Genomic DNA, 14,300 nt, shown 5'->3' on the forward strand with positions numbered 1-14,300 from the left:
CATTGGCAAACCAACTACCAGTCTCTGGTCAACTCACCTTTAGCCATACAAACCCACAAAGCTCTAAACTTTCAAAATCCAAGAAGTTTTAAAAATTCTTAATAGCGCGTTATTTTCGCGCCATTCTTTTTCTTTCATTGGGGTCGAGGTATTTTTTGCGGATCCTGAGATTTTGTGGTGTGATCTCTAAAATCTCATCATCCTCAATCCATTCTAGCGCGCGCTCTAGGGTTAGCTCTCTTGGTGGTACGAGCTTGATGGCTTCATCACTCCCGCTAGCACGCATATTTGTGAGATTTTTGGTCTTTACAGGATTGACATCTAGGTCATTGTCCCTACTATGCTCGCCAATCACCATTCCCACATAGACCTTAGTCTGTGGAGTGATAAAAAGCACGCCTCGCTCTTGCATATTAAAAAGCGAAAAACTTGTGGCCTCGCCATTTTCCATGGAGACTAGTGCGCCATTTTTTCGGCTTTCCACGCTGCCGCTATAGGGGCGAAATTCTAAGAAACTGTGATTCATGATACCCTCGCCCTTGGTGTCTGTCAAAAATTCGCTGCGATAGCCAATGAGCCCGCGCGCTGGGATCTCAAACTCTAGTCTGGTATAACCTTCCCCCATGGGATTCATAGCTTTCATCTCTGCTTTTCTGCGCCCCAATCGCTCGATGATGGTACCGCTAAAATCTTGTGGCGTGTCAATGACGAGATGCTCAAAGGGTTCGAGTCTAGCGCCATTTTCTTCTTTGATAATGACCTCTGGCCGCGAGATAGAAAACTCAAATCCCTCGCGCCGCAAATTTTCGGCCAAAATAGTGATTTGCAGCTCTCCTCGCCCAGATACGCGGAATTTCCCCTCACCCATTTCTTCACAGCGCATGGCAATGTTGGTTTGCATTTCTTTAAGTAGGCGATCTTTTATTTTATTGGCCGTGACATGCTTGCCCTCAAGACCAGCTAAAGGGCTGTCATTCACAGCAAAATAAACGCTCATGGTAGGCTCTTCTAGATGCATGGGATCTAGTGGCATGGGGTTATTGGGATCGACGATGGAATCGCCCACATCAATGGCATTAAATCCTGCAATGGCTATGATATCCCCAGCCTTGGCTTCTTCTATTTCCATGCGAGCTAGGCCTAGAAATCCGATGAGTTTTGTGATGCGGCCTGATTCCTTGGTGCCATCACCCTTGGCTAGAAGCACATTTTCGTTTTTTTTGACCTTTCCATTGAATACCCTTGCAATGCCAATTTTTCCTACATAATTGTCATAATCCAGGGTAAAAATTTGCATTTGCAGTGGGGAGTCGCTATTGCCACTTGGCATGGGCACATGTTCTAATATCGCATCAAAGAGGGGCGCAAGGTCTTTTTTCTCATCATCCAAATTTTTGATTGCATAGCCATCGCGCGCTGCTGCATAGATCACTGGAAAATCCAGCTGCGCATCATTTGCACCCATTGCCACAAAGAGATCAAAAACTTCATCTACCACACGATCGGGTTCTGCGGCGGGTTTGTCGATTTTATTTACCACTACGATAGGACAGATTCCAAAGCTTAGGGCCTTTTTGACGACAAATTTGGTCTGGGGCATCACACCTTCTTGTGCATCTACTAGCAGCAAAACTCCATCCACCATCTTGAGCACGCGCTCCACTTCGCCGCCAAAATCCGCGTGTCCTGGCGTGTCGATGATGTTGATTTTTGTGCCTTTGTAATGGATGGCGGTATTTTTAGAGAGGATGGTAATGCCCCTCTCCCTTTCTAGATCATTATTATCCATCACCCTTTCATTGAGTTTCTCTCTCTCGCTAAATGTCCCTGACTGGCTTAAAAGCCCATCGACCAAAGTGGTTTTTCCATGATCTACGTGCGCGATCACTGCGATGTTTCTAATTTGTTGCATAGGTCTCTCTTTACTTTTTTGTTTGGAATAGAATGAAGCAGGAATTTTGCCTAATGTTTTATAAAATTTTGATAAAAAAGTAAAAAATCCTAATCTACAATCCTGGGCTATTTGGATGGAGTGGTGTATCTGCATAAATGGCGGGGATACAGGATAAATGTGGGGAAGTATGCAGAGGGACTTGTGAGAATTTGGGAAATTTTTAGAAATGGGGGATTTTTGGAATTATTTTTGCTTATCTTGTTGGGAAATGAAAAATTGGAGCAAGAATATGTTAGATTCTGTAATAAATAGTAGCACCGCCATAGAGTCAAATGCCCCCAGCGCCCCCACCAAAAAAGGGAAGATAGAAGCGCAGGTAAAAGATGAACAAGAAAGCTTTGCCAAAATGATCGAAAAAAAGGCAAGCGAGGCCAAAAATACAAGTGATGTGCAATCTAATCTAGCACAAGGGGTGGCTCATCAAGCCCTCAAAGAGGCTTCTGGCGCATTTCATCAAAAAGAATTGGGCCAAACCTCAAAAGATGCACCAGCAAAAATGGATATGCCAGCAAAAAATCTAACCCCAACAAAGCAGGACGCACCAAAGCTCTCTGATCTCAAAACTCTAGCAGAGCAAAAAAATCTCAATCCTCAAAAGCTGTCTTTGGAAAAAGAGCAACCCCAAAAAGCGGAGCCAAAGAAAATCGTTGCAAGCAAGACACATAAAGAGCCTAGCAAAGATGTGAGCACAGAAAATACAAAAGTGCAGAAAATGAGCACACAAGAGCTCTTAGAGCAAAAAAAGCAAAATCCCATCAAATCTCAAAAGCCAGTGGGTGAGCCACTTGCCCAAGCATTAAGAGAAATCAACACCAAAGATCTAGCATTGCGCAAGAAGCAAAATCAAGAAAATAAAATGGAATATAAGCAAGAAGGTGGAGAGAAGATCGCAGTAATACAGCGAGGTCATCATCTACCTAAAAATATCGCAGAACCTAGACTCCGTGAAGAAAAAAAGGAGCTTGAACTCCAGAAGGTATTGGATAAATTTGGAGTTGTGCATGATAATGGGGTGGAAGAAGATGCAGGGGTGGAAGCGAAAAAAAAAACCCTGAACTCATAGCTAAAAAAGGTAAAAAAAGCAAAAAGACAATACAAAGCAAGGAAGGCACAAGAGCTGCCTCTAACAAAGACATCAAAGATGCCAAACTCCCCACCACCGCCACAGATGCACCAAAGGCTCAGGTAGCGCCAGAATCAGAAAAGACACTAGAAAACACAGCTTCCCTGGATTTGAAAAAAAATGAAGAAAACCCTCAAAGGGAATCCAAAGAGGGCGGGGATTCCCAAGGAATAGAGGAGAAAAAAGAGAGCGCAAAGCCTGCAAATGCACTGCTAAATCATCAGATTACAAAATCTGAGTCCCAGGCAGGGGCGCTACGCGCTACACTTTCTAGTTTTGCTCAGCAAATCAAAGAGGCGATAAAAAACTACAAGCCGCCGCTAACAAAGCTTGAGATCGAGCTAAATCCAAAAGATTTGGGCAAGGTGGAGCTAAGCATCTCCAAAAAGGGCAAGGATTTGCAAATTAGCATCTCCTCCAACATCCAGGCCATCAATCTCTTTGCGCAAAATCAGGTGGATCTGCGCCAGCATCTCCAAAATATTGGCTTCCAAAATATCGATCTGAATTTCTCACATGGCGGTGGGGATCTGGGTGGAGGTTCCTCACAGGATGAAGGAGGTAAACAAAAAAGGAACGAAAATGGCTTGCAAGCATATAAGGAAATCGAGGATTCCGTGCAATATGATCATTTAGAGATTGTGTTGCCTAAGTATGCATAAGGAGCAAAAATGCCAATCGATCTAGCAGAAATCACAGGTGCAAAGGCAGCCCAAGAGGCCAAAAAGGCTCAAGGGCCAAAGATTGCCAATGGACTGGATAAAGATGCGTTTATGAAATTATTTCTCGAGCAACTCAAAAATCAAGATCCCACCGCTCCGATGGAGACAGACAAAATCATCACCCAAACCGCGCAGCTCACACAGGTAGAAATGCAGGAAGAAAACAAAAAAACCATGAAGGAAGTGGCCAGTGCTATGCAATCCACAAAAGAGAGCAATGAGGCGCTCAAAACCTTCCAAAGCGATCTAAAAAATACATTAGAGAAGCTTGATAAGGGAATGGAGCAAAGTATAGATTCTAATGCCTATCTTGCCCAAGTAAGCGCGCTCAATGCTGTTTCTATGATTGGCAAGATCGTAGAAACAGATGTCAATGGAATTCATGTCAAGGGCGATGGGGATGTGGATTTTGCGCTGTATTTTGATAATCCCATTCATGAAGATCAGGGCAATCCCACAATCCAGATTTTTGACAAAGACAAAAATCTCATCGCCACCCTTCCTATTGAGGGCAAAGAAGGGCAGAGTGGCTATATTAGCTTCAAATGGAATGGGCTAGATGACAAGGGAGTGCGCGTGAAGGAGGGGAGCTATGATATCCGCGCAGAATACAATCTCAATTCCCACACCAACCAATACCAGCAATCCCGCGTGGGCAGAGGGGAAGTGGATAGCGTGGTGTTTGACAAGGGTAAGCCCATGATTAAAATGGGGGCGATGGTCTTGCCAATGGATAGTGCAATTGAATTCTATGACAAGGAAAAAGGCGATGAACAACACAATTCTTAATTCTTACAGCGGAATCAAAACCCATCAATTTGGCCTAGATAGCATCTCCAATAATATCGCCAATGTCAATACTCCTGGCTATCGCGAGCATATCCCTGAGTTCAAAACTCTGCTTAGCCGCAACATAGCCTCCGTCAATGGCAGTACTGTGAGCAGTGATAGCAATTATGGGGTGAGTGTTTCTAGCAATGCCATTTCTACAAAGAGCGGAGATTATAAACGAAGTGATGGGGATTTTGATATGGCATATGAGGGGAAGGGTTGGTTTATTGTTGGCAAAAACTCAAAAGGCAGCCTTAGCATCAATGAAGATGGCTATGAGGGCAATCAGCAAAATTATTTCACCCGCGATGGATCTTTTAGTCGCGATTCTGATGGATATTTGGTCAATGCAGCGGGGTATTATGTCTATGGCCTAGATCTTGGCAAGATCAAGGGAAATGTCCTCACAGATAATCCCAACAAAGAAGAGGAGCAAAAATCGCTAATAAAAAACAAGCTCACTCCACTTCGCATCCCACAAGACATGATCTATCAGCCAACACAGACCACCAAGGTAGACATCGCACTCAATCTCAATGCAAAAAAAGAAAACGCGCCGCTAGCGCAATATCTCTTTGATGAGAATGGCAAATTTTTGGATCAAAAGCTTGATAGCCTTGATATGAATGCATTATTTAATAATGAAAAAAAGCCCCTGGATGCAAGAGGCAATAATGATATTCGCATCACCATCAATGAAGAGGGCAAAGAGAAGAAATTTGATTTCAAATACACTCCCAACAAAGAAGTGGGAAAGGAGGAATTTCACACCTTCTCAGATCTCAAGAAATTATTTCAAAGCGCTGGGCTTTCTTTGGATGTAGCACGAGACAAAGATGGTACACCCATCAAACCCATGGCCTTCACGCTCAAAAATGAGGGTGCAGACATGAAGCTCACCCTCGGGGGAAAATTTTTTGATTCCCTGGGGCTCTTGCTAGCTGATGTTCCTTTGAAAAAAGGTGAGAGCCAAACTAGCGGATCGCTTAATATCGCGTCCTATAGTACCAGTGCAGAGATATTTGATGAAAAGGGCGAGAAATTCCTAATCAAAACTCAGTATTTCTTGGAGGAGTCTGGGGATAATCGTCAAAAGCAAGATCAGATCTGGGAGGCGCGCAGCAGGATTATGGATAAAACAGATCATCCATTAGATGACAAAACCTACACACAGACTCTAGAATTTGACACAGATCACCAAGCCCATGCAAAGCCAATTGAGCTAGATTTCCAAGGCAGCAAGATTGCCTATTCTCTTGAGGGGGCTGGGGATGCGCATTCTAGCAATTTGGGTTATGAGGATTCTTCTTTGCTAAAGAGTGAGAGTGATGGCAAAAAAGAGGGCAGGCTTAGTGGTGTGAGCATCGATGAAAACGGGATTATACAGCTGAATTTTGATAATGGAGTAAGCACGCCCATGGGCAGGATTGGCATCGCGGCATTTAGCAATGATCAGGGTCTGCACAAAGTAGGGGGCAATCTCTTTGAACTCAAGCAAACCACGGATAATAATGGAGATAATAAAATCCTAAGCGGTGCACCAATCTTGGGTTGGGATGGTGATGGGGATGGAAGGCTAAAATTTGGCCGTGTCATGCATAAATATCTAGAGACTAGCAACACCGATGTCACCAGCGCGCTGACTAATTTAATCTTGATGCAGCGCGGATATTCAATGAATGCAAAAGCACTTAGCACGGGGGATGATCTCATCAAAGAAGCCATTAATCTCAAGCGCTAAAGGCCTGAATTCTTTAGCCAAAAACCTAGGCAGAAACTTAGGCTTTTTGACTGCGATTTTAGCAAGCTTTGCTCTGTTGTTTTCAAGATTTTACACCACCGCCAACCTCATCAAAATACAGCTAGCAAGATTTTTCTCTACTATCTCACATTCCAACCACGCAAACAGCAATCCCTCCTGTCTTTGCTTTTTTGCATGGGATTGGGATTTGTTATAATCTCTGCCAAAAATCCAAAAAAGAGACAAGCATGGAAAAAGAGCAATATGAAAAAAAAGTAGAGCAACTCAAGAAAATGGCGTATCACTATTATGTGCTAGATGACCCAATTTCAAGTGATGAGGAATATGACATTCTCTATCATGAGGTGAAGGGCTATGAGGAGGCTCATCCTGAAGCAATCAGAGAGGATTCTCCCACCCAGAGAGTAGGCATGCCACCCCTTTTGGAATTTCAAAAAAACACGCATCGCAAAAAAATGTGGAGTTTGGATGATGTTTTTTCTTTTGAGGAACTAGAATCCTGGTGCCAGAAAATCTACAAAAATCATCCTGAAGCAATCTTTACTTGCTCGCCAAAATTTGATGGTGCATCTTTGAACCTGCTCTATGAAAATGGAGATCTCATCTCTGCCACCACGCGCGGAGATGGCATGCAGGGTGAGCTGGTTACACAAAATGCCAAGACCATTCCCTCTATCCCACTAAAGATCCCCCACAAAGGGCTAATTGAGATCCGCGGGGAGGTGGTGATTGCTAAAAGTGATTTTGAAGCACTCAACAAAAAGCGCATGGAGGAGGGTGAAGCATTGTTTGCCAATCCCAGGAATGCCGCTGCAGGCAGTATGCGCCAGCTAGATAGCAGCATCACAGCCCAAAGGAAGTTGCGCTTCATCCCCTGGGGATTTGGGCAGCATACTCTAGGCATAGATAGCTTCAAGGAGGCTTTGGAGCAGGTTTTTTGCTTTGGATTTTCTCCCATCCCCTTTGTGCAACTCTGCAAAAATATGCAAGAAATCCAGCGTTATTATGAAGAAATCATGCAAAGACGAGAGGATTTGCCAATGATGCTAGATGGCATGGTGGTGATGCTAGATTCTTTTTTGATGCAGGAGAAAATGGGGTTTACCATCAAATCCCCACGCTTTGCCTGTGCGTATAAATTCCCTGCAGTGGAGAAATTCACCAAGATCCTCTCCATCATCAACCAAGTGGGTCGCACTGGAGTCATCACACCCGTGGCCGAGCTTGAGCCCATAGAGATCGAGGGGGCTAGAGTCACCAGAGCGACATTGCACAATTACAAAGAGATTCAGAAAAAAGACATCAGGATTTTTGATGAAGTGGTAGTAATCCGAAGCGGAGATGTGATCCCAAAGATCATAAGGCCCAACATTGCAAGGCGCACCGGGGAGGAAAAAGCAATAGAGCCGCCCACACACTGCCCCATTTGTGGAGAGAGATTGCTCATCGAAGAGATCTTCATCCGCTGTCAAAATCTGCAATGCACAGCAAGGGTGAGGGAGAGTATCGTGCATTTTGTCTCCAAAAAAGCCCTCAACATCGATGGTTTGGGGGAGAAAATCATCTACCAACTTTTTGCAGCCGGTCTTGTGAAAAATATCACCGATCTCTATAGTCTGGATTATGAGGAATTGCTAAGGCTTGAGGGCTTCAAAGAAAAAAAAGCCAAAAATTTGCTAGAGGCAATCGCAAATACCAAAAACATCGATTTGTGGCGATTGATTCATGCGCTGGGGATCGAGCATATCGGCGAGGGGGCGAGCAAAAAACTCGCCCTTGCTTTTGGGCTAGAGTGTTTTGACAAGGATTATGATGCCCTCACTCGCATCGATGGCTTTGGCAAGGAAATGGCAGAGTCTTTTTTGGAATTTAGTCAGGTCAATGCTAGGCTCATCCACGTCCTATTAAAGATTCTGACCCCAAAGGTGCAACAGACCCAAAATCCGGTGCAAAATTATTTTTCTGCCAAAAAAATCGTGCTTACTGGCAGCATGCAGCGCTCGCGTGAGGAGGTGGCCGCTCTGCTAGAGGGCGTAGGAGCAAAAATCAGTACTAGCGTGAGTGGGAAGGTAGATTTTGTGATCTATGGAGAAAATCCTGGCAGCAAGCTAGATAAAGCTCGTGAGCTTGGGGTGGGGATACTCTCTGAGGCGGAGTTTTGGGAAAAATTCCAGGGGTGAATTTTTGCTTTATTGGTTTTTTGCCTCATATTTTTATGGCTTTATGTTTTTAAATTTTTCATGGATAGGAGTTTGCATGCAAAGCCCTTAGGCGACGTGAGTTGTGCGCAATGCTTGCGGTGGCATGGCTTTGGATTTTGCTTGCTATTTGTGCTTTTTAAGCAGGCCTTGGTTATGTGTTTTGATGAACCCATGGAGTTTGTGGCAAATTTAATCATTAAGAGCTAAGCTTGCAGGGCACAAGAGATGGCACAAAACATTGATGTTTAAAACTCTCATCCAAAAATAAGTTCATTCCTTTTATAGTCGCCATATTTTGCTTCATCTGGCCGTTAGCTGGATTTTTCTTCCCCCAATTCCCTCTCTAATTAAAAATATCAGCAATGGGGTATCAAAGCACAAAAACTTTTGTACTCCAATCCTCTATCTAAAAACACAGGCATGCCCTCTTTCTCCCCAAAAATCCGCAAAATTTTTGTTTTTTGTGTTATAATCCTGCGAATTTTTTAGATTTTTCCAAGGAATAGAATGTCAGAAATTATTGGTATTAGGATTGGAGAGGAAATTTTTGATACACAAACCGCCCAAGAAAAAGGCCTTAGGGGTGTGGAAATTTTGTTTGATAATTCTCAAGATTCTCTCTCTATCATTCGCCATTCCTGCGCGCATTTGATGGCCCAGGCGATCAAAGAACTCTATCCTGATGCGAAATTTTTCGTAGGCCCTGTGGTGGATGAGGGCTTTTATTATGATTTCAAGACAGCTCACAAAATCAGCCAAGAGGATCTCGCAAAGATCGAAAAGCAGATGAAGGAGATTGCAAAAAGAAAACTCCCCATCATCAAATCCACCATGACTCGCCAGGAAGCACTAGAAAAATTCCAAGATGATGAGCTCAAGCAGGCGGTAATGAGCAAAATTCCAGGTGATGACTTTGGGGTTTATGCACAGGGGGATTTTGAGGATCTGTGCCGCGGGCCCCATCTACCAAATACGAAATTTTTGCATGCCTTCAAGCTCACAAAGCTAGCTGGTGCGTATTTGGGAGGAGATGAAAGCGCTGAGATGCTCACTCGGATCTATGGTATCGCCTTTGCAGACAAAGAAATGCTAAATGCTTATCTGCATCAAATAGAAGAGGCAAAAAAGCGAGATCATCGCAAGCTGGGCGTAGAAATGGGGCTTTTTACCTTCGATGAGGAGGTAGGCGCTGGGTTGCCCATTTGGCTGCCCAATGGTGCAAGACTGCGCAGGAGGATTGAAGAGCTCTTAACCAAGGCATTGATGATTCGCGATTATGAGCCTGTGCGCGGCCCTGAGCTCCTCAAAAGTAGCGTGTGGAAGACCAGTGGGCATTTTGATAATTATGGCGAAAATATGTATTTTACCACCATTGATGAGGTGGAATATGGATTGAAACCCATGAATTGCGTGGGGCATATCAAGGTCTATCAGAGTTCTGTGCGCAGCTATCGCGAGCTACCACTGCGCTTTTATGAGTATGGCATCGTGCACCGCCATGAAAAAAGCGGCGTATTGCATGGACTTTTGCGCGTACGAGAGTTCACCCAAGATGATGCGCACATTTTCTGTCGTCCCACTCAGATTAAAACAGAAGTGAGTAACATCATTGCATTTACAGATAAAATCATGCAGGCATTTGGATTTTGCTATGAGATGGAGCTTGCCACAAGGCCACAAAAATCTATCGGGCAGGATGCTGTTTGGGAGGTTGCCACACAAGCACTTATTGATGCTCTGCAAGAAAATCATATTCATTACAAAATCGATGAGGGTGGGGGTGCATTTTATGGTCCAAAGATTGATATCAAAATCACAGATGCAATCGGGCGCAAATGGCAGTGCGGCACGATACAAATTGATATGAATTTGCCTGAGCGCTTTGCTCTAGAATATATCGATGAAAACAACACTGCCCAGCAGCCTGTGATGATCCATCGCGCCATTCTTGGGTCATTTGAGCGCTTTAGTGCGATTTTGACTGAGCATTTTGGTGGAGAATTTCCTTTTTTCATCGCGCCAGTGCAGGTGGTTCTAATCCCTATCACAGAATCTCAGCACCAATACGCACAATCCCTGCGCAAAAAAATCATCGCTCTTGGTGCGTATGCAGAGGTGATGAACAAGAATGAAACACTAAATAAAAAGATTCGAAACGCAGAAAAGCAGCATGTCCCCATGATTCTAGTCATCGGCCAAAAGGAGCAAAATAGCGGTACTTTGGCCATCCGGGATCGCAGGGAAAAATCCCAATATGAAATGAAAGAAGAGGAGTTTTTGCATATGGTGGAACAAAAGATGAAAGAGGTTAGTTTTTGAGTAAAGAAGAAGTATTGTTAAATCAGGAGATTCATTTTAAAGAGGTTCGGTGCGTGGGGGATGATGGGGAGGTTTATGGGATTATATCTTCTAGTGAGGCGCAAAAAATTGCAAATTCTAAGGGGTTGGATTTGGTGTTGATTTCCCCCAATGCCAATCCGCCTGTGTGCAAGGTGATGGATTATGGAAAATATCGCTACCAATTAGAAAAAAAGCAAAAAGAGGCGCGTAAAAAGCAAAAGCAAATTGAAATCAAAGAAATAAAGCTCTCCACTCAGATTGCACAAAATGACATCAATTACAAAGTCAAGCATGCCAGGGAATTTATCGCTGAACAAAAGCATGTGAAATTCAAAGTCGTACTAAAAGGGAGGGAGACTAGCGATCCTCAGGGAGGCTTTGAGGTCTTGCGCAGGATTGCGGGGATGGTTGAGGATATCGCCACACCTGAAAAAGAACCCAGGGTAGAGGGGCGCTATGTCATATGGCTTTTTGTCCCCAAAAAGCAGGAAAAAAATCATCTTATGAAAGGAGAACAGACATGCCAAAAATGAAAACAAACCGCGGCGCAGCGAAAAGATTTAAAGCCAAAAAAAATCTGATCAAGCGTGGTAGTGCTTTTAGAAGTCACATTTTGACCAAAAAAAGCCCCAAAAGAAAAGCAAATCTAAAAAAACCACAGTATGTGCACAGTGCAAACATAGATTCGGTAAAAAATCTACTTTGCCAAGCATGAGCAGGGCTAGATTCGGTAAAAACTCCCCTCGTTGAGGGAAAGATTAGTCAAAGGACTACACCTATTAGGTAAAGGAGAAAAAATGAGAGTAAAAACAGGTTTTGTCAGAAGAAGACGCCATAAAAAAATCCTAAAACTTGCCAGAGGCTTTTATAGCGGAAGAAGAAAGCATTTCAGAAAGGCAAAAGAGCAATTAGAAAGAAGCATGTATTATGCCTTCCGTGATAGAAAGCAGAAAAAAAGAGATTTCCGCAGCCTTTGGATTGTGCGCATCAATGCAGCATGCAGGATGAGTGCAATGAGTTATTCCAAATTCATGCATGGATTGAAGCTTGCAAATGTCGAGTTAGATCGAAAGGTGCTCGCAGATATGGCAATGAATGATAGCGCTGCATTCCATGAGATCCTATCCATCGCCAAAGAGGCACTGCATAAAGCCCAAAAATAATCTCCCTTGCCAAAGGGAGCTTTCATGACTCTGCAAGAGATCCTAACAGAGGGGGATACGCAAAAAATACAAAATCTTCTTTCCCAAAGAATGGTCAAAAATATGGAATTTTTTGCGATTCATTCCCCCAAACTCTTCACACAACTCAAAAAACCGCCCACAGATTACAACCTCCTCTTTGATAAGAAAGGGCTAAACATCATTGATTTGCGCACCAAAAGTCTGCTCTATCCTACGTTAGAAGGGCAATACACCATGGTCGAGACACATGGCGAGCTCTCCCTCTCTCCGAGCAAAAATCCGCGCTGGAAATTGCATCATAATGAAGTATCTCTCTCCCCAATTGATGAGAAAAAATTCCCAATTACAGGGGAGGCAATCGCTTCTTTTATCAAGCTTTTGCAAAAGCATCAGGGCATCAAGGAATATTATCTCGATCCCAAATTCATGCCAACGACTTTGCTCTATGGGCTACTTGGGGGTTTGTTTTTGGAATTCATGCGAGAGCGAGGCGTGTTTTTTCACGCGCTTTTTATTTTTGAAGAAAATCTCGATCTCTTTCGCATTAGCTGCTATTTTTTGGATTATGAGGCGCTTTTTGAGAGCACCAATCCTAACGCATTGTATTTGTTTGTGCAAAACATCTTTGACAAAAAAATGATTCGCAATTTTTTTGCAGCCAGAAAGATTACGAGTAATTTTTTGCTCTGTGAACTGCAATGCTATCAAAGCAAAAAAATGCAACAAATCTCTTCTTTTGTGATGCAGGAATTTAGTGCTAATAAGCGCGGATGGGGGAGCTTTGAGGATGAGATGAAGGGTCTTGAGAATACCCTGCAAAATTATTCCATGCCTACGCTTTCTTTCCCCAAGCGCCAAAACATCCCCATTTGCGTGGTAGGAAATGGACCAAGCCTAGATGCCCTCCTTCCCTTCATCGCACAAAATCAAGAAAAGATGTTGATTTTTTCCTGTGGCACGGCGCTAAAACCTCTCAAAAATGCTGGGATTTGCGTGGATTTTCAGATTGAAATTGAGCGCATTGATTATCTTAGCGATGTTTTGAGGGCTGCACCCTTGGGCGATACCACGCTGCTTTGTGGCAATATGGTGAGTCCTGCTGCGCTTCATCAGGCCAGGGAGGCATATGTATTTTTGCGCGGAGGTAGTGCGTGTAGCTATCTTGATAAAAACAGTGTGATGGAGTTTTGCGCACCATTTGTAGGTAATGCAGGTGCGAGTCTGGCCATGCAGCTGGGAAGTGAGATTTTGCTCTGTGGGCTGGATTGTGGCTACATAGAGGGGGAGAGCAAACATGCAAGCAACTCCTACTATGGCAAAGAAAAGTCACAGATCCCAAGTCATGCCATAGAAGTGAAGGGAAATGCAAACAAAAGAGTTTTTGCAGATTCGATTTTTCTGCTTTCTTTGCAAAATCTTGCGGATGCCATTGATTTTTTGAAGCCACGTCTTGTGCTTAACCTTGGATTTGGCGCTTATGTAGAGGGTGCGCGCAGCATCCATGCAGAGGGCATCTCCCTGCGTCCCATCGACAAACAAGCTGCAATCTCACAAATCAAAAGCTATATGAAAAAAAATCCCCCTCTAGATTTTAGAGCAAAGATCACTAATGCCTATGCCTTCCGTGATTGCATGCTAGAACTCTTGGGGCGGGGCGCTAGAAGCAAAAAAGAGCTTTTTTGCCTCATGGATGAATTATTGCTTTTACTCTCTCAAACAAGCAGAAAAGATCCTCATCTTGGCATTTTATTTGAGGGTACATTAGCACATGTTGCCCAGAGCCTCCTGCTTTCTGCCATGCATCTGCCTCATGATGATATTTTTGTGTTTTTTGCACAATGTCTTGAGGTGATTGCGCGCATTTTTGACAAGATGCTACTGCAATACAAGCTGCTTTTGGGTCTCTATGCAAATACCCACAAAACTTGAATTCCTATTCAGAATCCTGATGCCTATGCAACAATGAATAAGCGCTGAGTAAGCGGCTGGAGTGGGGCACTCTTGGCCTTTCAAATGCTCTTTAAACCCAAATTTTAAAATCATAAAATCACTGGCTAGAAAGAGTGGAATCCTAGTATGCAAAAAGTAACACGTGGATTTTAAATTGTTACTAAAACTTAGCATTCAAGCAATTTTTGCTTTTTATCTTTGTCTTTTTTAGCATTATCCAGAATGTTAGGCTA

11 protein-coding genes are annotated in these 14,300 nt (G+C 43.5%); 10 read left to right on the forward strand and 1 reads right to left on the reverse strand.

Going from position 1 to position 14,300, the window contains the following annotated elements:
* Window positions 1–109: 109 nt before the first annotated feature.
* Entirely contained in the window at window positions 110–1,912 is a 1,803-nt protein-coding gene (gene typA, locus DQN48_RS04200; RefSeq protein ID WP_013023113.1) for a translational GTPase TypA, read from the reverse strand.
* Between the two features lie 250 nt (window positions 1,913–2,162).
* Here typA and DQN48_RS04205 point away from each other — a divergent pair, with 250 nt between their 5' ends.
* The 10 genes from DQN48_RS04205 (at window position 2,163) to DQN48_RS04250 (ending at window position 14,046) form a co-directional block, all read left to right on the forward strand.
* On the forward strand, window positions 2,163–3,017 hold the full coding sequence (locus DQN48_RS04205) for a hypothetical protein (protein ID WP_145980436.1): 855 nt from the start codon (window positions 2,163–2,165) through the stop codon (window positions 3,015–3,017).
* A gap of 170 nt (window positions 3,018–3,187) precedes the next feature.
* Window positions 3,188–3,739 carry a flagellar hook-length control protein FliK gene (gene fliK, locus DQN48_RS04210; protein WP_049762192.1) on the forward strand — a complete coding sequence of 184 codons (552 nt, stop codon included), beginning with the start codon at window positions 3,188–3,190 and terminating at the stop codon, window positions 3,737–3,739.
* Window positions 3,740–3,748: 9 nt separating this feature from the next.
* Window positions 3,749–4,588, forward strand: coding sequence for a flagellar hook assembly protein FlgD (gene flgD / locus DQN48_RS04215; RefSeq protein ID WP_013023115.1), 840 nt, complete (start codon window positions 3,749–3,751; stop codon window positions 4,586–4,588).
* Complete coding sequence (locus tag DQN48_RS04220) at window positions 4,569–6,371, forward strand: flagellar hook protein FlgE (protein ID WP_013023116.1); 1,803 nt, start codon at window positions 4,569–4,571, stop codon at window positions 6,369–6,371. The genes flgD and DQN48_RS04220 overlap by 20 nt, the downstream gene beginning before the upstream one ends.
* Before the next feature lie 248 nt (window positions 6,372–6,619).
* Window positions 6,620–8,572: an NAD-dependent DNA ligase LigA gene (gene ligA / locus DQN48_RS04225; protein WP_041913133.1), complete on the forward strand. Its 1,953-nt coding sequence runs from the start codon at window positions 6,620–6,622 to the stop codon at window positions 8,570–8,572.
* Between the two features lie 528 nt (window positions 8,573–9,100).
* Window positions 9,101–10,912, forward strand: a complete 1,812-nt coding sequence (thrS, locus tag DQN48_RS04230; RefSeq protein WP_013023118.1) for a threonine--tRNA ligase — start codon at window positions 9,101–9,103, stop codon at window positions 10,910–10,912.
* Window positions 10,909–11,466, forward strand: a complete 558-nt coding sequence (gene infC / locus DQN48_RS04235) for a translation initiation factor IF-3 (RefSeq protein WP_013023119.1) — start codon at window positions 10,909–10,911, stop codon at window positions 11,464–11,466. The genes thrS and infC overlap by 4 nt, the downstream gene beginning before the upstream one ends.
* A complete protein-coding gene (gene rpmI, locus DQN48_RS04240) occupies window positions 11,454–11,648 on the forward strand; it encodes a 50S ribosomal protein L35 (protein ID WP_041913135.1) in 195 nt (64 codons plus the stop codon). Before infC ends, rpmI begins: the two co-directional genes overlap by 13 nt.
* An 82-nt stretch (window positions 11,649–11,730) precedes the next feature.
* Window positions 11,731–12,096 carry a 50S ribosomal protein L20 gene (rplT, locus tag DQN48_RS04245; protein WP_013023120.1) on the forward strand — a complete coding sequence of 122 codons (366 nt, stop codon included), beginning with the start codon at window positions 11,731–11,733 and terminating at the stop codon, window positions 12,094–12,096.
* 24 nt (window positions 12,097–12,120) lie between these two features.
* The gene (locus DQN48_RS04250; protein ID WP_013023121.1) at window positions 12,121–14,046 is read left to right on the forward strand and encodes a 6-hydroxymethylpterin diphosphokinase MptE-like protein; all 1,926 of its coding nucleotides are present in this window, start codon (window positions 12,121–12,123) and stop codon (window positions 14,044–14,046) included.
* Window positions 14,047–14,300 lie beyond the last annotated feature (254 nt).

The sequence above is a fragment of the Helicobacter mustelae genome (genome assembly GCF_900476215.1).
Lineage (GTDB): Bacteria > Campylobacterota > Campylobacteria > Campylobacterales > Helicobacteraceae > Helicobacter_H > Helicobacter_H mustelae.

What these genes read in the sequence shown, in the direction of transcription:
- typA (WP_013023113.1), bottom strand. Translation starts at nt 1,912, where the DNA reads ATGCAACAAATTAGAAACATCGCAGTGATCGCGCACGTAGATCATGGA.
- DQN48_RS04205 (WP_145980436.1), top strand. Translation starts at nt 2,163, where the DNA reads ATGAAAAATTGGAGCAAGAATATGTTAGATTCTGTAATAAATAGTAGC.
- flgD (WP_013023115.1), top strand. Translation starts at nt 3,749, where the DNA reads ATGCCAATCGATCTAGCAGAAATCACAGGTGCAAAGGCAGCCCAAGAG.
- DQN48_RS04220 (WP_013023116.1), top strand. Translation starts at nt 4,569, where the DNA reads ATGAACAACACAATTCTTAATTCTTACAGCGGAATCAAAACCCATCAA.
- ligA (WP_041913133.1), top strand. Translation starts at nt 6,620, where the DNA reads ATGGAAAAAGAGCAATATGAAAAAAAAGTAGAGCAACTCAAGAAAATG.
- thrS (WP_013023118.1), top strand. Translation starts at nt 9,101, where the DNA reads ATGTCAGAAATTATTGGTATTAGGATTGGAGAGGAAATTTTTGATACA.
- rpmI (WP_041913135.1), top strand. Translation starts at nt 11,454, where the DNA reads ATGCCAAAAATGAAAACAAACCGCGGCGCAGCGAAAAGATTTAAAGCC.
- rplT (WP_013023120.1), top strand. Translation starts at nt 11,731, where the DNA reads ATGAGAGTAAAAACAGGTTTTGTCAGAAGAAGACGCCATAAAAAAATC.
- DQN48_RS04250 (WP_013023121.1), top strand. Translation starts at nt 12,121, where the DNA reads ATGACTCTGCAAGAGATCCTAACAGAGGGGGATACGCAAAAAATACAA.